The 21,019-nt window shown below is 69.4% G+C and carries 17 protein-coding genes and 3 pseudogenes; 6 read left to right on the top strand and 14 right to left on the bottom strand.

What is annotated here, in order from left to right; genetic code table 11:
• Window positions 1–73: 73 nt before the first annotated feature.
• On the bottom strand, window positions 74–1,591 hold the full coding sequence (locus AC069H_RS36930) for a trypsin-like serine protease (protein WP_478235419.1): 1,518 nt from the start codon (window positions 1,589–1,591) through the stop codon (window positions 74–76).
• A 171-nt stretch (window positions 1,592–1,762) separates the two neighbouring features.
• Here AC069H_RS36930 and AC069H_RS36925 point away from each other — a divergent pair, with 171 nt between their 5' ends.
• Window positions 1,763–2,530 carry an SDR family oxidoreductase gene (locus AC069H_RS36925; protein ID WP_478235418.1) on the top strand — a complete coding sequence of 256 codons (768 nt, stop codon included), beginning with the start codon at window positions 1,763–1,765 and terminating at the stop codon, window positions 2,528–2,530.
• Here AC069H_RS36925 and AC069H_RS36920 read toward each other — a convergent pair whose 3' ends face one another.
• Window positions 2,531–3,067 (bottom strand): TetR/AcrR family transcriptional regulator, encoded by a 537-nt coding sequence (locus tag AC069H_RS36920; protein WP_478235417.1) that lies wholly within the window; start codon window positions 3,065–3,067, stop codon window positions 2,531–2,533.
• A 77-nt stretch (window positions 3,068–3,144) separates the two neighbouring features.
• Between AC069H_RS36920 and AC069H_RS36915 the strand changes: the two genes are divergently transcribed.
• Both AC069H_RS36915 and AC069H_RS36910 read left to right on the top strand, forming a co-directional pair.
• Window positions 3,145–3,639, top strand: a complete 495-nt coding sequence (locus AC069H_RS36915; RefSeq protein WP_478235416.1) for a DoxX family protein — start codon at window positions 3,145–3,147, stop codon at window positions 3,637–3,639.
• Between the two features lie 51 nt (window positions 3,640–3,690).
• On the top strand, window positions 3,691–3,852 hold the full coding sequence (locus AC069H_RS36910; RefSeq protein ID WP_257484144.1) for a hypothetical protein: 162 nt from the start codon (window positions 3,691–3,693) through the stop codon (window positions 3,850–3,852).
• Window positions 3,853–3,854: 2 nt separating this feature from the next.
• On the opposite strand, the gene AC069H_RS36905 is transcribed toward AC069H_RS36910, so the two are convergent.
• From AC069H_RS36905 to AC069H_RS36890, 4 genes and pseudogenes are all read right to left on the bottom strand, one after another.
• Window positions 3,855–4,562 (bottom strand): hypothetical protein, encoded by a 708-nt coding sequence (locus AC069H_RS36905; protein ID WP_478235415.1) that lies wholly within the window; start codon window positions 4,560–4,562, stop codon window positions 3,855–3,857.
• A gap of 507 nt (window positions 4,563–5,069) precedes the next feature.
• The gene (locus tag AC069H_RS36900; RefSeq protein WP_478225547.1) at window positions 5,070–6,302 is read right to left on the bottom strand and encodes an HNH endonuclease signature motif containing protein; all 1,233 of its coding nucleotides are present in this window, start codon (window positions 6,300–6,302) and stop codon (window positions 5,070–5,072) included.
• Between the two features lie 341 nt (window positions 6,303–6,643).
• A pseudogene (locus tag AC069H_RS36895) lies at window positions 6,644–7,272 on the bottom strand (DUF4394 domain-containing protein); the annotation flags it as partial.
• Window positions 7,273–7,280: 8 nt separating this feature from the next.
• A complete protein-coding gene (locus AC069H_RS36890) occupies window positions 7,281–7,430 on the bottom strand; it encodes a hypothetical protein (RefSeq protein WP_478235480.1) in 150 nt (49 codons plus the stop codon).
• A 127-nt stretch (window positions 7,431–7,557) separates the two neighbouring features.
• Between AC069H_RS36890 and AC069H_RS36885 the strand changes: the two genes are divergently transcribed.
• A complete protein-coding gene (locus AC069H_RS36885; protein WP_478235474.1) occupies window positions 7,558–7,980 on the top strand; it encodes a hypothetical protein in 423 nt (140 codons plus the stop codon).
• 357 nt (window positions 7,981–8,337) lie between these two features.
• Here the strand turns inward: AC069H_RS36885 and AC069H_RS36880 are convergent.
• The 6 genes and pseudogenes from AC069H_RS36880 to AC069H_RS36855 all read right to left on the bottom strand — a co-directional run.
• Window positions 8,338–8,721, bottom strand: a pseudogene (locus AC069H_RS36880) (tetratricopeptide repeat protein); the annotation flags it as partial.
• 1,553 nt (window positions 8,722–10,274) lie between these two features.
• Window positions 10,275–10,670 (bottom strand): annotated as a pseudogene (locus AC069H_RS36875) (AfsR/SARP family transcriptional regulator); the annotation flags it as partial.
• Between the two features lie 352 nt (window positions 10,671–11,022).
• Window positions 11,023–15,006 carry a TIGR02680 family protein gene (locus AC069H_RS36870; RefSeq protein ID WP_478235414.1) on the bottom strand — a complete coding sequence of 1,328 codons (3,984 nt, stop codon included), beginning with the start codon at window positions 15,004–15,006 and terminating at the stop codon, window positions 11,023–11,025.
• Window positions 15,003–16,223 carry a TIGR02678 family protein gene (locus AC069H_RS36865; RefSeq protein ID WP_478235413.1) on the bottom strand — a complete coding sequence of 407 codons (1,221 nt, stop codon included), beginning with the start codon at window positions 16,221–16,223 and terminating at the stop codon, window positions 15,003–15,005. Before AC069H_RS36865 ends, AC069H_RS36870 begins: the two co-directional genes overlap by 4 nt.
• Entirely contained in the window at window positions 16,220–17,713 is a 1,494-nt protein-coding gene (locus AC069H_RS36860) for a TIGR02677 family protein (RefSeq protein ID WP_478235412.1), read from the bottom strand. The genes AC069H_RS36865 and AC069H_RS36860 overlap by 4 nt, the downstream gene beginning before the upstream one ends.
• An 87-nt stretch (window positions 17,714–17,800) precedes the next feature.
• The gene (locus tag AC069H_RS36855; protein WP_478235411.1) at window positions 17,801–18,130 is read right to left on the bottom strand and encodes a hypothetical protein; all 330 of its coding nucleotides are present in this window, start codon (window positions 18,128–18,130) and stop codon (window positions 17,801–17,803) included.
• Between the two features lie 108 nt (window positions 18,131–18,238).
• Between AC069H_RS36855 and msrA the strand changes: the two genes are divergently transcribed.
• Together msrA and AC069H_RS36845 are read left to right on the top strand one after the other, a co-directional pair.
• Window positions 18,239–18,733: a peptide-methionine (S)-S-oxide reductase MsrA gene (gene msrA, locus AC069H_RS36850; RefSeq protein WP_034305803.1), complete on the top strand. Its 495-nt coding sequence runs from the start codon at window positions 18,239–18,241 to the stop codon at window positions 18,731–18,733.
• Window positions 18,712–19,182, top strand: a complete 471-nt coding sequence (locus tag AC069H_RS36845) for a molybdenum cofactor biosysynthesis protein (protein ID WP_478235410.1) — start codon at window positions 18,712–18,714, stop codon at window positions 19,180–19,182. The genes msrA and AC069H_RS36845 overlap by 22 nt, the downstream gene beginning before the upstream one ends.
• Here the strand turns inward: AC069H_RS36845 and AC069H_RS36840 are convergent.
• Together AC069H_RS36840 and AC069H_RS36835 are read right to left on the bottom strand one after the other, a co-directional pair.
• The gene (locus AC069H_RS36840) at window positions 19,179–20,411 is read right to left on the bottom strand and encodes a plasmid pRiA4b ORF-3 family protein (RefSeq protein ID WP_478235409.1); all 1,233 of its coding nucleotides are present in this window, start codon (window positions 20,409–20,411) and stop codon (window positions 19,179–19,181) included. The two genes, AC069H_RS36845 and AC069H_RS36840, sit on opposite strands and share 4 nt — an antisense overlap.
• Before the next feature lie 27 nt (window positions 20,412–20,438).
• On the bottom strand, window positions 20,439–21,014 hold the full coding sequence (locus AC069H_RS36835) for a TetR/AcrR family transcriptional regulator (protein ID WP_478225392.1): 576 nt from the start codon (window positions 21,012–21,014) through the stop codon (window positions 20,439–20,441).
• Window positions 21,015–21,019 lie beyond the last annotated feature (5 nt).

The raw sequence follows: 21,019 nt of genomic DNA, 5'->3' as shown, positions 1-21,019 counted from the left end.
GTCCTCCTGAAGTCGGAGCGGCTTGTCATCACCTACACGAAGAGCGTCCCGTCGATTCGACAGCCGGTGGGAATTATTTTTCGCGGGCACATCGTCGCAGGTCGATCCGGGATCCTTTGGTCAGACAGGCCGCGATCCGATGGACTTGCTGGCCGTAACTGCGGCCCTTCAGTGCCTTCACGGTCCCGTCCCGGCCGACCTCGCAGGGGTTGCTTTCGGTGCAGCGCTCGCCGTCACGGTTGTGGGTGTTGTTGATGCCCATGACCGTGTTCCCGTCGCGGGACAGCAGCACGGAGCCGGAGTGGCCGGGCATGCTCACACAGGTGTCGCTCGGCGCGTAGCGGACCGCGTCGTCCTGCTGGTAGCCGGCTTCGCGCAGGTGCGGCACGACGGCCTCCACCGTGCAGTTCGGACGGCTGCTCGAGTAGGCCATGAGGAGCCGGTCACCGGCGCGCATCGGCTTGGTCGTCAGCCGGAAGACCTTCGCGCCCTCCCTGGCCAGCTGGGCGTAGGTCTTGTCCAGCCGGTACAGCGCGATGTCGGTGCCGGTCATCGTCGCGTAGACCAGCCGGGTGGCGCGGGCGCTGGTCTTCGGATAGCCCTCCCGGTCGGCGATCGTGACCGGACGGGGCAGGTCGGCGGGCCGGTCGACCAGGGCTTTTCCCGGGGCGGGCCGCCCGCTCGGCACGCAATGGCCGTTGGTCAGCGCCAGCGCCGGGTCTTCGGGACGCGCGGTGGCGGCGCGCACCACCGCTCCCTTGCAGTTACCCACCTCGGCCGTGCCCTCCACGTTCGGGACCGGGGAGTCCGGGGGAACGGCGGTCCCGGTCACGATGCCGTTGATCCACGCGGCATTCTTCGAGACGTCGGTGTACATGCCGGGAAAATCGGCACCCCTGATCCCGGCGCCGATCACCGTCCCGGCCAAGGCCCAGCCGTCACCCGAACGAATCAGGGCGGGCCCGCCGGAGTCCGTCGTTCCCGGCCCGACCGGAGGATCGGCGCGGCCGACGCACAACGGCAAGGTGTGCCCGTCGTCGTCCCAGCACCGATCGAGCGGTACGACCTCGGTGTCCGCTTCGCGCAGCTTGCTGGGAAAGCACTTCGGGTCCTTGAAGTCGTCGCAGCCGGTCGCGGCCGCGCCCCAGCCGAGGATGCGGACCGGGGTACCGACGGCGGGTGTGGCCCCGGCGAGCCGGACGGGTGTGGCTCGCACGGCGTTTCGCAGGTGCAGGACCGCGATGTCCTCGCCGGCCGGGTCGTAGGTGTTGTGGCGCCGATAGAACTTGTCGACGTCGGTGACCTCACCGCCGCTGGTGGTGTCGAGCGAGCCGACGCGGACCTTCCAGCCACGAGGGACCCCGACGGTCGCGCCGGTCGGGGTGTTGGCGCAGTGGCCCGCGGTGACCGCCCACTGGGGCGCGATGAGCACCGCCCCGCACCGGTGTCCGTCCGGACGGGGTGCGTCGTACTGCAGGGAGACCATGAAGTCGTAGGGCGTGGTGGACTCGGTGCCGCCGATGACGGCCGACGCGGGGGCCGCGGTGGCCGTCATCATGGCCAGCGCGAGCGCGAGGGATCGGATTCGCATACGGATCACGCTGGCCGGTCCGTGTCCGCGGAACTCGATGAGCGCGTAACAGTTCCGTGCACGCCCTGACTGGTCCTGCCGGACCCAGGCTGAACAGACCGTGCCATCTCCGGGCGGGGCCCGGTTTCCTGGACTCATCACCGAGAACGAGTCCACTTAGGAGAAACACAGATGACGAACTCCCCGGCACCGCGCGCGAACAGGGTCGCCGTCGTCACCGGAGCGTCCAGCGGAATCGGCGCGGCGGCCGCCCGGCGGCTGGCCGCCTCCGGCGCGGCGGTCGCGCTGATCGCCCGCCGGGCGGACCGGCTGCAGACACTGGCCGAGAAGATCGAGGCCGACGGCGGTACCGCGCTCGTGCTCGCCGTCGACGTCGCCGACGCCGCGGCGATGCGGGCCGCGGCGGCCGATATCGAGGCGAAGCTGGGCCGCGCGGACCTCCTGTTCAACAACGCCGGTGTGATGCTGGCCGCGCCGATCGACGAACTCGCCACCGGCGACTGGCAGCGCATGATCGACGTCAACATGACGGGCCTGATGAACGCGATCGGCGCGTTCGTCCCGCATCTCGTCGCTTCGGCGGCCGAGAAGGGCGTCGCGGACCTGGTGAACACCTCGTCCATCGGCGCGCAGGCCGTCTTCCCGTCCTTCGCCGTGTACGTCGCCTCGAAGGCGTACGTGACGCACTTGTCGAAGAATCTTCGCGCCGACCTCGGGCCGAAGGGTGTGCGGGTCGCGGCGATCGAGCCGGGGCTGGTCGAGACCGAACTGCAGGGCCATGTCACCGACGCCGGCGCTCTGCGGTGGCTGGACGGCGCACGCGAGTCGCTGACCTGGCTGAAGCCCGAGGACATCGCCGAGACCGTGGCGTTCCTGACCTCGCTCCCGGCTCGGGTGAACCTTCAGCAGGTCACCGTGATGCCCACCGCGCAGGTCTGATCACGGGAACAGGATCCGGGCGATCGCGCGGGCGGCGGTGTCCGGATCCTCGAGGTGCTCGGCACGAAGCGCGCCGGTGAGCCACAGGTTCGCGAAGCCGTGCATCAACGACCACGCGGCGACCCCAGCCATCGCGTCGTCGCTGACCGACGCCGCGCCGCTGGTCAGCAGGGCTCCGGCGCGGTCACGGGCGGCGGCCAGCGCCGCGTCGTCCTCGCGGTGGAGTTCGGGGCGGAACATCACCTCGAAATGCGCGCGATGCTCGATCGCGAAGCGCACGTAAGCCACCCCGACCTCGGCGAAATCCCGATCGCTCTCGGCCGCCAGCGCGTCCGCGAGCAGGTCGAATCCCTCGGCGGCCAGCGCGGTCAGCACCCCGGCCTTGTCACCGAAATGGTGGACCGGCCCGGCGTGCGAGACGCCCGCGCGCCGGGCGAGGTCGCGGAGGCTGATCCCCGCGGGGCCGTGTTCGGTGATGGCCGCGACGGCGGCGTCGAGCACGGCCCGGCGGAGGTCGCCGTGGTGGTACGGACTCATGACCACGAATCTAGTCATTGACAAGATGGCCCGCAATCGCGCATCTTGTCAGTGGAAAGATTCACTGCTCGGAAGGCATGGTCATGGATCCCGGTCTCGCACCCGTACTGATGCTGATCGCCGTCACGGCGACGTTGGCCCTGCTGGGCGCCTTCGGCGTCCAGCGGTTCAAACCCTGGCCCGTCGCGGTGCGCGGCGGTGTCGCGGCGCTGTTCGTCACTACCGGTCTCGCGCACTTCATCGGCATGCGCGAGGAACTCGTCGCGATGGTGCCGCCCGCCCTGCCCGCGCCGGGACTGCTGGTGACCGTCACCGGCGTCCTCGAACTCGCGGGCGCCGCGGGGGTGCTGTGGTCGCGCACGGCGCCGTGGGCGTCCGCCGGGCTGACTCTCCTGCTGCTGGGGATGTTCCCGGCGAATGTGTACAAGGCACTGCACGGGCCGGTGACTTCGACGATGGACGAGCTGGTGCCGCGGAGCCTGATGCAGGTGGTGTTCCTCGCCGCGACGGTGTCACTGGTGGTGTATTACGCGCGTACTCCGGACAGACCCTTTGCCCAAAGGAGACCTTAAGTCTTTCCCAAGTTCGGGCCCCGCTCCCGGGAACGGCACTACCCTCTGAGAATGAAGATCTCATTGTGGATCGGATTCTGTGGGCTGTGCATCCTCGCCGGGCACATGCTTCTCGGGGCGGTCGGTGTCGTACTGCTGATGAGCTGTCTGCCGGCGGGGCGCGAACACGAATCCGGTGACAGAAAAGGGAAAACGTCCGCGCGGCTGGCCTGAGTTCAGCCCAGTGCGCTCGCGAAGGCGAGCGCGCCCAGAACCGGAACGGCGATCGCCGTGAGCACCATCGTGCGGCGGCTCGGTTTGGGACTTTCCAGTAATGCCCGGATACCGGCCGGAACCAACGCGACACAAAGCCCGGCGGTGCCGATGATCGAAACGAATTCGGTCCCTTTCAGAACGCCGAGTGGCAGAAGCCCCATCGTCGCCAGTCCGATCGACCCGACGACGCCGAGCACTTTCGCCCGATAAGCGGCGAAGGCGAGCACGTACCAGCCGAACATGATCGTGAACGACAGAAAACTGAACAGATGCAGGTCCTGATACGACTCGCTGACCACGCTCTCGGCGAACCCGGAGCCACGGCGTTCGGTGAGTCCCAGCGCCGCCTGGTCGATCCCGGCGTGAAAGGTCCGCTCGAAGAGTCCAAAAAGGACGAACAGGCCACCCCAGGCGGCCAACGCCGGCCTGGTGCGGCCGATCTTCGTGGCGAGCGCGACGATCGCGGGCCACAGCACGACATTGCCCGCCAGGAAACACGTGTACGCGGCGGTCATCAGCGCGGGATGGTCGCTCATCGCCTTGAGCTGGCTCGGGAAGAAGAAGTCGAAGCGCGACCGCAGCAGCGTCCCGGTGAGCAGCAGGACCGGTCCGAGGACCATCGAGACCGCGGCGACGCGGCGGCCGGGGAAGACGTAGTCGGTTTCCATACCCGGTGAGCCTTCCGTGTGTGGTGGTGGCGCGGATCGGATCACGGTCCGGTCTTCGGGCTCAGACCGTGGGTGGAGTTGGTCTCTTGGGCCTCTTGCAAGGGGAGGGCGTGGTCGGTTTTCGGCTATGGGCTGGGTGCGTGGCAGCTGGAGAACTCGCTGTCGCATGGGGGGCGTTGCCGTTTGTCGGCAAGGCTGTGGCGGCTCGGCTGTGACTCGAGTCAGGGGCTTGGAGGGCCGTCTCCGTTTTTCGGCAACGCGGTTGCGGCTGGTGAGTGCGTACCTGGAGAACCCTCGGGGGCGTGAACGAGCCGTCGCCGTGTTTTGGCTATGTGACGAGTGTTGGCGGGTTTAAGGCGACAACTCGGTGCCTGGAGAATTCGTCATCGCGTGGGCAGGCCGTTGCCTTTTTCCGGCAACGCGACTGATAGCGGGTGTGCGGCGACCGACCTCGCGGTTGCAGAACTCGTCCCCTGGTAGGGGTTGTTGCCGTTTTCCGGCGATGACTTAGAACGGTGGTGGTTCGTCAGCAGTCGGGGCTGGTGGTCGGGGTTGGTGGAGTGGCGGTGGCGAGCTGTCGTGGGTCTGTCCGGTGGGGGTGGTGATGGTGAGGGTGCCGTCGGGGGCGAGCTGGTAGGTCCAGCCGGGTTCGTCCTTGAGGCGGTGGTCGCGGCGGCAGAGGTCGACCAGCTCGTCGGCGTTGGTGTGGCCGCCGTGCTGCCACGGCAGCGAGTGGTCGATGTCGCAGGCCTGGGCGGGGCGGTGGCAGCCGGGTCTTCGGCATTCCCGGTCCCGCACCCGCACGAACTCGTCCACACCCGCTGACGGCCGATAGCGGCCGCGGCCGAGGTCGAGGACCTGCCCGGAGAGCGGGTCGGTGATGATCCGCCGTAGCACAGTGTTCGGGCCGGTGGCGATCTGGCGGGCCAACCCGGCGGGAAGGGACCCGTGCCCGGCCATCTCCGCCGGGTCGTCGTTCAGGCCGAGATAGGTGAACAGATCCATATACAGAAACACCTCACTGCGCTCACCCGCACCACCCCGGCCGCCCAGGAGGAGATCGAGAGCGACGTCGGCACGCAGCTGATCCAGAGTGCGGGTCTCACCACCGGTTTTCAGGACTCGCGCTTCACGATCGATCCGCTGATAAGCGGCGGCCGCCTTCTCGACTGGGGCGTCTTCGACCTCGATCGACGCGACACCGGTCTCGCCGTGACGCAACGTGAGACGACGGCCCTCACGATGCCCCTCGGCCCGCTTGTCCGCGCCCTCGGGGTCGATCGTGTTCGCCGCATGATTGGCGGCTTTGCGGACCTGATCAGGGTTCTTGTCCGCGATCCGGTCCTCCAGTAGCGCGTCGACGGCACGCGCGTCCTCGTCTGAGAGCCACGAGGTGGCTGCGGCGACTTTCATCGCCCCGAACCCGCCGAGTTTCCCTTGGTCCATCAAGCCCAGAGTGCGGGGCAGGCGAGTGGTCAACGCGTCGGCCGCGGCGACCATCGCACCCGCATGATTGTCCACAACAGACAACGCGAACGCCACCTCCTGCGTGACACTACGAGCACCGGCGCGGTGCCGGTTCAGCTGCGCCACAGCCCGGAACCGGATCGCTTCCAGCCGCGCGATCCCGGCCGATGCCGCTTGCGCGACAGCAACGGCATCCTTGTCATCCAAGGAATCGACAGCAGCGTTGACCGATGCCAGCACCTCGGGGTCAGTGATGTTTTCCAGAAGCGCCACGGGCGCGGAGTGAGTGTCCACCCCATGAACATACGACCCACCACCGACAAATCCCGACCCCGCGGACACGGATGGCATTACCGATTTTCGGCAACAAAGACCGCCCTCACAGCCGCCGCACACCCTTGCCGTTTTCCGGCAACCAAGCCTCGGGTGGGCAAGTGAGAGCCAATAGATGAGTTACGTCAGCCGACAAGCACCTCGACATCCGAAAGGTCCTACGGCGTTGCCGATTTCCGGCAACCGAAACCCAGCCCCATCGCCGTTTTCCGGCAAAGCACGAACACACCGCTGTCCGGTGCCCGGCCGAAGACCGGACACCGGACAGCGGCGTTCCCCGCTCAGTTGGTATCGAGCGCGACAGCGATATCCCCGCCCGGCAACGGGAAGTCGCCGACCTTGGTCGCCGCGCCGGTCAGCAGATCGACCGTGTGGAACGTCGACGGCCCGGCGGCCGGGTTGAGGACGGCGAACGCGCTCACCGAGGTCGTCTTGCCGTTGGTGAGGTCGCTGAAGATGTCGAAGCCCGCGATCGGGCCGGTGTCGACGCCGAGCGCGCCGGTCGGGCTGAGGAACCCGGCGTTGGCGGGCGCCTGGACGAGTACCTGGTCGGAGCCGTGCCGATGTCGAACAGCGTGGTCGCGGTGTCGGGGTTGAGGTCGTTGTTCGTGTAGGCGGCGGCCGTGACGCCTCTGGTCGGCCCTCCCGCCGGCGGCGTGGTCAGGATGGTGTCTTCGATCGTGACGTGGTCGCCGAGATTGTGCCGCAGGTTCTGGCCGTAGTCGCTGATCACCCGGAGCCGGTCGGCGGCCGGATTGAAGTCAATGCCGAACTCCTTGCCGTACAACGGAACGCTCAGCTGCGAGACCTTCGTGACGATGACGTCGGGTGCCGCGGGCGGGAATTTCATCGTGTAGATACAGCCCTTGTCGCCCACGCCGTACAGCAAGCCGTTCTGGACGCGGAAATCGAGCCCGATCAGGCGTGTCTCCTCGCAGGTGAGCCCCTGTACGCCCGCGGCCCGGCCGCTTGCGCCGAGCTGCCGGTCGCGGTCCCGACGACGAGCGCCGCCGCGAGGGTCACCGTGGTGGCCGCCGCGGTCAAGACCTTCTTGAGTCGTGCCCTCATCCGTACTCCCCTCAGCGGAAACTGTTCGAGCACAAGCTATTCGGCGGCACTGGACGGGCATTGGACGTCGGTTGGATCCGGCGTCCGGCGGCTTGCGGGCGTGGTGAACCGGCGGAACAGTGGGACGATGACGGTCAAGAAAGTCCTTGCCTGCTCGATGATCCTCTGCGCAGGCCTCACGATCGTCGCGCCGGCCGAGGCGGAAGCGGCCCGGGAATGCGCTTCCGGCGTCAAGGTCATCAAGCCGGTGGTGCTCGAAGAGGCGGGGAGGTGGACCTACACGTTCGACCTCTCGTGGTGTTCGGACGGCGGGACGATCATCTGGGCCGAGCCGTCGGTGACGGCGCGAGTCCACAGTCCGGCCTGTCGCTGGGTCGGCCGGATCGAGGAGTCGATCAAAGAACTGCCGGACAAGGCGTGGAGCGCGTTCGACATGAGTGAGTTCTCGTGCCAGGTCAGCGCGGGCGAGGAACACGGCGTCAACCCGTGGGTCGTCGTCACGTTCCATCCGGCCGGCGGGTACGACACCAGCAGCGACATCGCGGCCTAGGCGCTGTCCTGCAAGTCTTGTTCGCGGTCTTCGCGCCCAGGCGGTCCCTGACGGCACGGGCGGACGCGGCCGAGTACGACCCGGTACGAGGCCGATCCGCCCGCACCGCCAGGAACCACCTGGATCACGAAGCCCATCGAACAGACTTACAGGACACCGCCTAGGCGCGAAGGATCGACTCGACCGCGGCCGCCGCCCGTTTCCGCAACGCGCCATACCCCGCCCGTTCGGCGAGGGCGAGCGCCCGGCGGGCCTGCCCGAGGCGCCGGTCGCGGTGGCGAGCCCGATGAGCGCGTCGACCTCGGGGTACCGATCGCCGGTCTCCCGCAGCAGGGCCAGCGCCTGCCGGTACCGGCGGACGGCGTCCTGCCGGTGCCCCACGCGCTGATGCACGCCCGCGAGCGCGACGAGCGCCTCGCCCTCACCCCGCGGTTCTCCGGTCTCCCGCGCTAGTCGCAGCCCTTCGCGCGCGTGGTCGAGCGCGTCGGTGAGACGGCCGAGATCGCAGTACACCGAGGCGAGCCTTCCGAGCGTTTCCGCTTCCCCGGCACGGTTCCCCGCCTCTCGATGCAGCGCGAGGGCCTTGGCGAGCAAGCCGGCCGCCTCGCTGACCCTGCCGCCAGCGTGTCGCGCCTGCCCGAGGTTGGACAGGTTGATCGCCTCCCCGTAGCGGGAGCCGATCCCGCGATACCGGCGCAGCGCCCGGACGTAGTGGCCGGCCGCCCCGGAAAGATCCCCCATCTCCCAGTGGACGAGCCCCAGATTGCCCAGCACCGCGGCCTGCGCCTCCACCCACCCGGCCCGCCGGGCGAGCATGAGCGCGCCGGTGTGCTCCCGGACGGCCTCCGGTACCGCCCTTGGCGGAAACCCAGATCCGCCAGGCTGAACCGGGCGGGCACGCGGGCTCGGAGATCGCCGTCCTCCTTGGCGGCGGCCAGCGCGGCCCCGGCGGCCGCCCGCCACTCGACCTGACGCGACGACATCCAGAAGTAGCCGCGTAGCGCGTCGGCCGGCAGCCAGGCCACCGGACGCGGCCCGGTCCGCGCCGCGTCCTCGACGACGGCGACGAGGTTGCCCAGTTCGGTCTCCAGCCATTCCGCCGCGTTCTCCTTCGCCGCGGCGGGAACCGGGCCGTCCGGCACGGACAGCGGGACACGGAACATGTGCGGGTAAAAGATTTTCGCCGCTTGGCCGGCACCACGCAGATACCACTCGTGCAGGCGGCGCCGGGCGGATCGGGTCTCCGCCGGGGAATCCCGCAGTCGATCGGCGGCATAACGGCGGAGCAGGTCGTGGAAGTGGTAGCGGCCGGGCGCGTGCTGTTCGACGAGATGCGCGCTCGCGAGCGTGTCCAGCATCGGGCCCGCCCGCTCCTCGCCGGTCAGGATCTCGACGGCTTCGACGCCGATGTCGTTGCCCGGCACCAGGCTCAGCAGCCGGAACAACCGGCGCGTTTCGGCGGGCAAGGCCGCGTAGGAAAAGTCGAAGGCGGTCCGGACGGCGATCTGCTCGTCGCCCGGCACGGTCAGCGCGGCGAGCGGATTGCCCTTGCGCAGCTCGATGGCGTAGTCCTCGATGCCGTTCCCGGGGTCTTCGGCGAGGTTGGCCGCGGCGATCCTCAGTGCCGGCGGCAGATACGCGCACAACCCGGCCACCTCGGCGGCCGCTTCGTGCTCGGGCCGGACCCATTCGGAACCGAGCACACGCGCGAGCAGGTCCAGCGCCTCGCCGGGTTCGAGCATGCCCAGCGTGAGCCGCCGGGCGCCGTGGAGCGCGACCAGCCCGCCCATCCGGTCCCTGGCGGTGACCAGCACCGGACATCCCGGCCCGGCGGGCAGCGGCGGCCGGACCTGATCGACGTCCACGGCGTTGTCCAGCACCACCAGCGCTTTCCGATCGGTCATCAGCGTCCGGTACAAGGCGGACGCGGTCTCGGTGTCCGACGGCAGGCGTTCGGCGGGGACGTCCAGCGCGGCCAGGAACCGGGTGAGCCCGTCCGGGAACCGGTCCTTGACCCGGTGACCCCAGTGCACGGCCAACGCGGTCTTCCCGGCCCCCGCCGGCCCGGTGACGGCCGCGAGCGCCACCGCGCCGCCGTAGCTCCGGGCGCGGGGCACCAGTTGGTCCAAAATGGACAGTTCGGCCGCCCGGCCGGTGAACCCGGACGGCTCGGCGGGTAACTGCCGGGGAACGCGTAGGGCGGATCGCGGAGCCGGGAGCGGTTCCCCGTCTTCGAGCAGCGCGGAGTGCGCGGCGGCGAGTTCCGGCCCGGGCTCGACCCCCAGTTCCTCGACGAGCCGTTCGCGAACCTCCTGGTAGAGCCGGAAAGCCGTCGCCCGCTGACCCGTGGCATGGTACGCGCGGACCAACCGGGCCTGCGCGGGCTCGTCCAGCGGCTGGTCCGCCGCGGCTTCGGCCAATTCGGCCAGTACCTCGTCGGCGGCGCCGATCGCGAGCATCGCGTCGCCGTAGCGGGCGAGCAGCGCGCGGTGTTCCGAGAGCAGCGCCATGACCTTCGGATGCGTTGCGAGCAAAGGAATATCGGCCAGCGGCCTGCTACGCCACCAGCGCAGGGCCTCGCCGAACAGCGCCGCGGCACGGCCGGTCTCGCCGTCGCGCTGGGCGTCGTTCGCCTCGGCGACAAGCCCGCGGACGTGGGGAAGGTCGATCTCGACGGCGTCCCAGCGCACCGCGTAACCGCCGCCGGCATGCGGCAGGATCTCGCTCCCGGACCGCGACGGGCGGCCGGGTTCCAGCAGCCGCCGCAGGTGTTTGACGTGCCTCTGGAGCACGTTCACCCCACAGCGCGTCGACCAGCTCCTGCTTGGACATCGCCTCGCCGCCGGTGAGCACCAGCAACCCCAGGACGGCACGGCGACCCGGTGGGCCCAGATCGACTTCCGCCCCGGCCAGCCATACGCGCAGCGAGCCCAGCACCTGGATCCGCACAGCCACCGGCAGGAACGTGGCGAGCGGTCCCGCGCCGCACAAGGACGAACGGCGGAAAGAACCCCGCTGCGCCCGGCTTTGGGGCCGCTCAGGCTAATGGCCCGCCGGCGCGAGGTCGTGACCGTTCCAGGTGAACCGGGCCGTGGTGACCGCGTCGTCACCGTCGCCGCCGGTGATGAGCTGGTGGATCCCGACGCCGCCGAGTTCGGCGTAGGTGCACCATTCGTGGTCCGACGTCAGCATCAGGTCGAGGTCGAGTTCGGACAGCAGGCCGAACACCTGCCCCCGGTTGGTGGTGTCGACGCCGACGAACACCTCGTCGAGCAGGATGACCCTCGGGGCCTCGGGAGCGGCCTGGTAATGCGCGGCGACAGCGGCGAACAGCGGCAGGTGCAGCGCGATCGCCTTCTCCCCTCCGGAAAGCGCGCCGTGCAGCTTCTTGGTCAGCAGCTGCCAGCCCGCGCCGTTCGCGCGGTCCACCTTGACCACGAACCGGTGCCAGGACGTGTAGTCGAAGACCTGCGCGAGCTGCTGTTCCCAGCTGGTCGCCGTGTCGTCCGCCTTCGCCTGCTCGACGCGTTCCCGGAAGAACTTGTGCAGGGACACGCGATCCTCGGCGGTCAGCTGATCCGGATCCTTCAGCAGCAGATCCCGCGCGGTCTTGGTGCCGGGCGGCAGATCGGGGGAGACCTGCCAGACCAGCCGGACGGCCACCCTCGACGCGGTCCGCACGCGCTCCAGCCGCGCGTTCATGCCGTCGACGAGGTCGTTGGCCTGCCGGATACGGGCCGCGAGATGGCGGCGGGTGTCGCCGGTCAGCGTCTTGTCGAACAGGTCGCTTTCCCGGTCGGTGATCTCGTGCCTGCTCTGTTCCGCTTCGGCGTAAAGGATCTTCAGCAGTTCGGTCGCGCCGACCCGCAGCCCGTCGACGACGGCGGTGAAGATCTGGACGTCCTCGTCGGTCTCCAGATCGAGTTCCGCCCGCGAGCTGAGGGTGTTCCGGCAGGTGTGCACGGCCTCGGAGAGCCGGTGCAGCGCCTCGCCGAGGTTGCTCGGCGCGTGCGGCACGGACGGCCACGCCGCGGCCACCAGCCGCGCCGTTTCGAGCGCCGACCGCACCCCGTCGGAGGCGGACAGGGTGGCCTGGAACTTCGGCAGGTCCTCGATCCCGCCGTCGGCGGGGAAGACTCCGGTCGCGAGCTTCCGGAACCGGTGCGCGGCCGCGTCCTGTTTCTTGGCGGCGTCCTCGCGGGCCCGAGCGTCGGTCGTGCGGCGGACGCCGAGCGCGCCCAGCGACACCGCGAGTTCCTTGGCGTCGGCGTTCGCGGCGCGGAGTTCGCCCGCGAGGTCACGCAGTTTGGTGCGCAGCGCGTCGATTTCGGCGAGCACCTCGCGCTGCCCGCTGCCCGCGGTCCCTTCGATCGCTTCGAGCATCGCCGTGAGCTTGACGCGTTCGGCCTCCGCTTCGGAAGCCTCGTCCTCACGCCGGGCCGCGTTCGCCTCCGACCGGTCCGCCTGTTCGGCGCACAGCTCGGCCCGCTGGGTCGCGGTGAGCAGGTTCCCGTGCTCGTACAACCAGTTCTCGCCCTGGTCGGAGTAGGTGCGCAGGGCCGTGGCGAGCGCGGCCAGGAGCGCGCGTTCGGTCGGGAGCCCGCTCTCCGAGGCCTGGGCGGTCAGCTCGTGCAGCGCCGTCTTGGCCTCGATCTCCAGCGCGGAGACGGCGGTCTCCAGATGCCGGACGGCGGCGTCGGCGGCGGTCAGCTCGGCCTCGGCCGCGTTCAGTTCTCCCGTGGCGGCAAGGAGATCTTCGTGGCTGGGGCGGGCGGCGCGTTCGATCTTGATCAGCTCGCGCCTGCCGCGCAGCGCGGCCAGTTCGCCCTCCAGCTCGGCGATGGTCTTCTCGCGAAGGGAGATCTTGTCCCGCAATTCGGCGATCCGGCGTTCCCGCGCGCGAAGGCGGGCGGACGCGCCGATGTACGCCGGGGCGTCCTTCGCCCAGCTGCCCGACAGGCCCCCCATCCGCCAGCCGCCGTCCGCGCCGATCGCGGCGGGTCCGGCGGGGAGTGTGTCGTCGAAGGCGATCACTTCCAGGATCCGGCGGATCTTCGCCGGGGAAAGCTCCGCGTCGGGTTCGGGTACGAGGACGTCGGCGAGTGAACGGCCGGTGGCCACCGGCAGCGTCCCGGTCTCCGCGAGCACGTCGTGTCCATCGACGACGCCGTGGGAGTTCACCCAGGCGTCCAGCAGGCCGGCGCCTTCGAGCGCGGCCTCGATCCCGGCCCGGGCGCTTTCCGGGACCGAGCCCGCGAAATCGACCAGGCGCCACAGCGGCGCGCCGCTCATCTCGGCGCGGTCCGTCGTGCGGGTGCGCGGCGGCTCGGGCGCGAGGACGTCCTCCGTTTCGAGCACGCCCGCCTCGACGAGGAGCCCGTCGTGCTCGGCGCGCGCGGTGGCCAGCGCGGCACCGGTCGCCGCCTCCCGCCGGATGATGTCTTCGAGCACGGTCTCAGCGACGACGCCGAGCCTGCCCAGCAGCGCGACCTCCGCCTCGGCCTCCCGGACGACCGCCTCCACGTCGGGGAACCGCAGCTCGCGGCAGCCGATCGCCCATTCGGCGAGCCGGGTGCGCAGATCGCTCAGCGCGAGTTCCCGCGTCGCCGTCGTGAGGTCCAGCCGCTCCTGCGCGGCCGAGAAATCCGACCGCGCGCGGTCGAGATCCGCCTCGGCCCGGTGCCGCCGCCCCACCGCGAGTTCGTGCTTGTCCAGCGCCCGGCCGAGCGTTTCGACCTGGTCGCGCTTGCCGCGGACGGCGGCCTGCAGCAACGGACGGAGCCGGGCCGGTTCATTCAGCCCGGCGACGAGTTCGTCGTGCACCCCGGCCAGGTTCGCGCGGGTCGCGGCGGCACGGACCTCGGTCTCCAGCGAGCGCACGAGGTCGGCCTGCCGTTTCGCGACCAGCTTCGCCGCCCGTGAACGCTCCTCGTCGGCGTCCGCCTCGGCGCGGAGCCGGTCCGCGTCCGCGCGCAGTGCCTCCGCTTTTTCGCGCGTGGACAAGGTCCGTTGCCGCAGCTTGTCGAGCTCCTGGCCCTTGCGGTACGACTCGGATTCGGTCAGCCCGGCGAGGCGGGCTTCGGTCTCTTCGACGTCTTTTTCGAGCTTCGCCGACCGTTCCTCGGCGGCCTCCTTCTTCGCGGCGACCTCGTCGTGCTCCTCGGCCGAACGGCGGGCGGCCGCGGCGAGTTCGTCGAGTTCGGTGGTCGCGGCGATGAGGTTCGCGGCGCCCGCGCGCAGCACACGCTGTGCGTAGGTCCTCTGCCGCGCGGCGAGTGCGCGGGTCGCGTCGACCTCGGTCTCCAGTGAGCCCAGCCGTTCGCGCTGCGCGTCGAGCCGTTCGAAACCCTCGGCGAGCTCGGCGATCTCCTGCTGCCCCAACGGCGGAAGCGCGCGGGAGAGCAGATTGGACAGCAGGCTCGGGTCGAGCCGCTGCGAGAGCTTGGGCATCCGCAGCTGGAGCAACGCGGTGATCAGTGCGTCGTACCGCTGTTCGCTCAAGGTGGGGAACAGTTTCGCGCGGATCGCCGCGCGGTACTCGGCCGCGCCGTCGTGCACGGTCCCGTGTTCGCCGAGGGCTTCCTCCAGCGCGTTCTTGGTCAGCGGCTGGCCGGCCTCGTTGACCAGCGGCAAGCCGTCGCCCACCCGAAGATCGGTGGTGAAGAAGTCGGCGTGCACCGTACTGGTGTGCGTGCTGGCCTGAAGCCGCGCGCCGCAGGTGAACCACTTCTCGCCGGCCATGCCGAATTCGAGCCAGACGTACCCGACGCGGGTGGCGCCCGAAGCGCCTTCGCCCATCAGGTTCCAGTGCATGCTGCGTTCGCTGGTGCCGAAGGTCGACAGCCGGTTGGCGCGCAGGCTCGCGTCGAACAGGAACGGCAGCAGCAGTTCCAGCGCCTTGGACTTCCCGCTCCCGTTGGGGCCGCGCAACAGCAGGCGCCCGTAGTGGAACTCGAAGATCTCGTCGTAGTAGCGCCAGATGTTGAGAATGCCCGCACGGGAGGGAATCCACCTCGTCACGGTCACGGCGCCTCCTCGGTGCGGTCGGTGTACCTCGCGGCGGCCGGGAGCGGCCGGACGAGTTCGGCTTCGGTGCGGATCAGGCCGAAGCCGGTCAGCACGGCGAGCGCGTCGACGGTCAGCCGCCGCACCCCGTCCTTGCCCCGGTAGGTCTTGGCCCAGCGCGGGAAGCGTTTCAGCAGCTTGGCGGTGGCGTTGCGCAGGTAATCGGTGGTCCGCGGCTCGTCCAGCGCGTCGAGCAGCAGGAGCGCGGCGACCTTGGCGTTGCTGCCGTCGTCCGGGAACCGCTCGTCGGTGGCCAGCCCGTCGACGTCGACGAGCAGCACCCCCTCCGCGCGTTCTTCGAGGACGAAACCGCCCTGCTCCGCGGCTCGCCGCAGCAGCTGGCGCCCGGTCGGCGTGCCGAGGTACGCGCGCTCTTCCGCGGTCAGTTCGGCGAAGTACAGCACCGGGTCGTCGACCAGACGGCGGAAGACCGTGTGCCGGAGCCACAGGTTCCGCTGGACGTCCGACGCGCTCGGCGTGTCCTCGTGGCGGCCCGACGAGAGGCCGTAGCGCTGCTCGTGCGACACCGCTTCCAGCAGTTCCTCGAACCGCAGCGCGACGTCGTCGGCGGGCACGGCCAGCTGCGACGGCCCGACCGGCGCGGCGAGCATCCGCAGCAACAGGGTCGCGTCCACCCGGAACAGCACCTTCGCCGCCGGATCGTCCACAAAGGACTCCGGGTCGCCGTCGGCGGCTTCGAGGACGCCGTAGGACTCCAGGAGCTTGAGGACGTCCACGAACGCGAGACGCTCCGCCCTGGTGGCGACGTCGAAGGTGGTGACGAGATCGTCGGCGGCGCTCGCCTGCGCGACGCGGCCGGCGAGCAGGCCGATGGTGGTCACCGGCACGGTCAGCAGTTCGGCGGCCACCACGCACAACAGGACGTAGCGGCGGCGGTCGAACGCGGCGCGCCCGGAGCGCAGCCGTCGCGCCGGACGCGTGGGATCGGTGGCCGCGCGGACCTTGACCAGCCGGGCGTAGCCGAGCCGCGGTTCGACGGTGAGCGTCCAGCCGCAGTAGTAGTCGAACCACTGCCGGATGGGCTCGCGGCGGCGCCGGATGAGGTCGAAGGTCTCGGGGGAGCCGCGCTCGCCGATCAGCGGGGTGGCCAGCAGTGCGCGGATCCCGCGCGCGACCTCTTCGCGTTCCGCGATGACCAGTTGGTTGGTGAGGCTCACGCACCGCCTCCGGCCGTACTGATCTCGATCTCGTAGTCGGGGCCTCGGAAGACACCGCTCGTGGTGGTCAAGCGGGCGACCGCGCCGGTCTGTGGCGGCCGCAGGACGATCTCGATCTGTCCGTCGGACGTGGTGCTCCGCCGGGTGCCGTCCGCGCCGACGGCACTGCCCAGCGCTTGCCCCAGCAGGTCGAGCAGCCGCTCGAAGACGTTGTGGTCGAGCTTCTCGAACGCCGAAAGCCGCACGACGCCGCCGGTGTCGAGCATGTTCCACGCCGCTTCGAGTTCGGCGCGTTCCTGCAGGGCTTTTTCGGCTCTCGCGGCTCTGATCGCGCTGACGTCGCGCACCCGGCCGGTCCTGGTGAACCGCTCGGTGCGGCCCGCGGAGCGAAGCAGTTCCGACACCTCGACCGGCGGCGCGTCGAGCCACGACGCCGTCGTGCTGACCACTTCCGGATCCGCGTGGGCGAGGTGCGCGTGCCGGGCGGAACTCAGCCCGAACATCGTGGACCACAGGCGATGCAGGTCCTCCTGTGCCGGGACGACGGTGAACCACCGCGCCAGCTCGCGGAAATCGGCGACCGCGCTGCTCGCGCGCCGCCGCGATTCGGTGATCCGGTCAAGGACCTGGAGAAGTGTGATGATCGCGCGCCGCGCGAGGCGATGAAGGTCCTCGACCCGCGGCGTCGCCCCGTCCTCGGGCAGGAACCACGCGCGGAGGCCGTCCCACCGCGCCTTGCGTACGTCGAGCCAGCGCGGGTCGGGGTTCGGCAGCGACGCTCCGTTGAGCGCCCGCCGGTGCACCCGCTCGACGCCGTGGTCGTCGATCTCCTTGATCCGGGTGGCGATCGTGTGCGCGTGATGTTCCAGGTCGTTCAGGAACCCCTGCAGATACGTGACCGTGGCCGCCTTGACCTCGTGGAACGTCGCGAGGTCGGCTTCGGCGTGCAGGAGGCGCTGGAGGTCGCCGTTGAAGCGCTTCGTGTTGTCGCGGAACGCTTCGAGGTGGCTCTCGACTTCGGTGAGCGTGCTGAACACGCGCCGGTCCGTGCCGTCTTCGAGCTGCTTCGCGAGCTCGCCGAGCCGCTCACCCAGCGCTTCGAGCGTCGCCGTCTGGAGCGCCCCGGACGCGTTGAGCACCTCGTTCGCGCGGACCACCCCCGCGTACGCCGCTTCGCCCTGGCGGGTCAGCGAGTACTGGAGGTTGCGGCGCTCGTACTCCGACGCCGTCCGGTAGTCGCCCGCGTGGCTCTGGACGACGTCGAGGTGGCCCTGGCCCTTCAGCTGGTCCAGCGCCTTGACGAGGTCTTCGTCGTCCAGAGTCTCCAGCCAGCCGACTTCCCGCAGCCTCGTGCGGACGTCGTCGATCCCGAGCGCCGTCTCGAGCCGCTCGTTCGCCTCACCGAAGGCGTGCAGGATCGCCAGGGGGAGCCCGGATCTGCTGCCGTCGGTGAAACGGAACAGTTCGGGCGGTACACGGAACGGATCCATGCGTCCTCCGGCGAATGGTGCGTGGAGCTACACGTTAGGGGGTCACCCAGGCGAGTCCGAACGGCCCATCTTTTTCACGCTGAGTGCTCACGTCGTGAACATCTCAAGGCGCACCGTGGTCCCCTCGACGGTGACCTTGCGGACCACGCGGCGGCCGTCGACGAGCCGGTCGTCGTTCATCACTCCGGGAGCGAAGTTCGACGCCTCGAGCAGCTTGGGCACGTCCTCCGCCGGAAGGGTGAGGACGACGACGTACCTCGAGTCGATGCCGCGGTCGTACTGCGTCTCCAGCACCTTGCCGCTGGCGGGCATCGAGATCCCGCCGAACCGGAAGGCGTCCTCCGGGGTCGGGGCTGCTTGGTGTGTCGTCGCGCAGCCGGCCAGAGGGAGTGCGAGGACCGCGAGCAGGGTTTTCACCTAACGTGAGACGCACGGTGGACGTAAGCGTTCCGTCACACTCGGACGGGGATGACAGGGGCGGTGCGACACGTTGTACTGGGTGTCAACGACCGAAGGAGATCTACAGTGACGGAAAAGGCTGTTCTCGCGGGCGGCTGTTTCTGGGGCATGCAGGACCTGTTCCGCCGGCACCCCGGGGTCGTCTCCACCAGGGTCGGCTACACCGGCGGCGACGTGCCGAACGCGACCTACCGCAACCACGGCTCCCACGCCGAAGGCATCGAGATCGTCTTCGACCCGGCGCAGCTGTCGTACCGGCAGATCCTGGAGTTCTTCTTCCAGATCCACGATCCGACGACCCGCAACCGCCAGGGCAACGACATCGGCACGAGCTACCGGTCGGCGATCTTCTACACCGACGACAAGCAGAAGCAGGTCGCCGAACAGACGATCGCCGACGTCGACGCCTCGGGCAAATGGCCGGGCAAGGTGGTCACCGAGGTGACCCAGGCCGGTGACTTCTGGGAGGCCGAACCGGAGCACCAGGACTACCTGGAGCGCATCCCGAACGGCTACACCTGCCACTACGTGCGGCCGGAATGGCAGCTCGGCGAGCGCTGATCGTCGCGCTGCACGTCTCTTCGGTGCATGCGTACGAGGGCCGTCCTGCTGATGGCCCTCGCCCCGATCCAGCCCCGGTCTCGCGCGACCACGTCGTGGTGCGCGCGGGACTGGGGCTGGTGGGGGACCGGTACTTCAACCACCCCGCGCATCGTTCAGCCGCGGTCACGCTGTTCTCGGCGTCCGTGCCCGGCGATCCGCTTCTGGCCCGGCGGAACATCGTGCTGTCGGGCTTCGACGTGGATGCTGTGCCGAGGGGCACTGTTCTTGCTTTGGACTCGGGCGATGGTCCGGTGCGCTTTGAGGTGCACCGGCCCGCGAATCCCTGCGCTTGGCTGGACGTCGTCTACCCGGCTGGGACTTTCCGCGCTTTGCGGGGCCGCGGTGGGAAACGCTGCGTGCCGCTGGATGACGGTGTCTTACGCGTCGGGCCGGTAGAGATCTACTAGGTCAGGCGCTGGTTGGCTTCGTCGAGGTCGAAATGCGCGGGATCGAACTGGTCAGGATCGTCGAGACCGAGCCAGTCGACTACGTCTCGGTGTTCCTTGTGGCCGGGATCGCCGAGGATCTGGATCAACCTCGCGTAACCCCCGGTTCCGCCGACGTCCTCCGGCGGGCAAGCCCCTTGGCCCGCGATACACCGCGGATAACGCCCCTCGGACGTGGCGGCCGTGGCTTCCTCGATGAGGATCTCGTGGTCCCAGCTGTCGCCGAAGTCGTAGTTGTACAAGAGGCGGCTGCCGGGCTTCACCAGGTCGTCCAGCCGCACTTTCCGTTCGTCGCGGTATTGCAGTTCAGGCTCGGCCTCGCCGTAGTAGGTCTTTCCATCGAGGAAGTAGTGCAGGTGGTAGTTCTCCCAGCCCATCGCGGCCTGGATGACGATGTGCAGCCGGTCGAGCGGGATGGCCGCCGGAACCACCACCCGTCGCCACACCGGGAGACCCTCGATTTCCAGCAGAGTGATCTTCACCTGGTAGATCGGGTCTCCGGCCTCCGGCACCCCCAAGATCCGCCGCATACCCGACCTGCCGATTTCGGTCAGCTCAGCCGATTCACCCCGGAGGGTCACCGCTCCCAATCGCTGTAGGACCTCGAGCGTTTTCTTGGTGTCGCGGTCATTCGTGCTCCGCAACATCTCAAGCTGCAGTTCGGTGAGATCGTCCAAGACGTAAGGCGCGCTGACGACATCCCAGACGGTCGCGCACAAGCTCGCGATTGCGACAGCACCGTCCGCGCCATACAACGACGCCAACACGGCGCGGGTGCCGTGCGCGAACTCCGGGCGCAGCAATGACTCGCCGAATCCCGAGTGCAGGAACGCCTCGCCCAGCTTGTCGAACCCGGTGAACAACGCGAACCACAGCTTCTGCGGGTCATCGAGAAGGACCTGATTCTTCTTCACCGGCACCAGCCGTTGCCCGGTCTTGCGGACCAGCCCCGCCGCCTTGGCGCACTCCACGACGAGCATCAGGTTGAGCAGACGCTCGCTCGACCTGGTCCGGTACACGTGGCTGCCGATGGTCTGCTCGAGAACGTCACCGGTCTTCAACAACGGCACCAGCGCTTTGGCGTCAGCCAAGGTGAGACGCCCGGTCTGGGTGAGTTTCCGTCCTGCGCCCACCCATTCGGTGAACGCGCGCACCTGCTCGACCAGCTCCGACTTCACCGCGAGATCCATGCCACCCCTTCCAGGCTTTCCAGGAGTCTAGGTGCGCTGGTACAGGTCACCCAGCCCCGCTTTGATCTGCTCCGGCGCCATGCTTCGTCGCTGGTAGACGTACTGCGCCGCCGCCAGTGGCGCGAGCAGCGCGTCGGCCCTGAAATGCGCGTCCGCTTCCGGCTCGATTTCGCTGATCAAAGCGACCAGGTGACTGTGGTGCAGCCGGTACGCGCCCGTGACGAACCGCGCCATCGGCGTCTCCGTCTCCGCGACCATCAGCAGTTCGCCGTGCGTCTCGAGCCTGTCGACGTACGCGTCCATGAACGCCTTCAGCCTTTGGGTCGCGGGTGCCCCCGGCCCGAGCGGCGGCGGCCCGCTGATGAACGCTTCCTGGAACTCGCGCTCGTTCTCGTCGAGCAATGCCTGTGCTAAGGCGCCCTTGTCCGGGAACCGTCGATACACGGTGCCGATCCCGACGCCCGCCTCCGCCGCGACCTCGTCCAACGCGAGCCCGTCGATTCCTTTGGCCGCCACAAGCCTGGCCGCCGCGTGGACGATCTTCTGCCGGTTGCGAGCCGCGTCCGCCCGCTCTGGAGTCCCGGCTCCTGCGATGGGAAGCACTCGGC

Source organism: Amycolatopsis sp. NPDC043887, from assembly GCF_056435665.1.
This window is presented reverse-complemented; position numbering and strand designations above follow the sequence as displayed.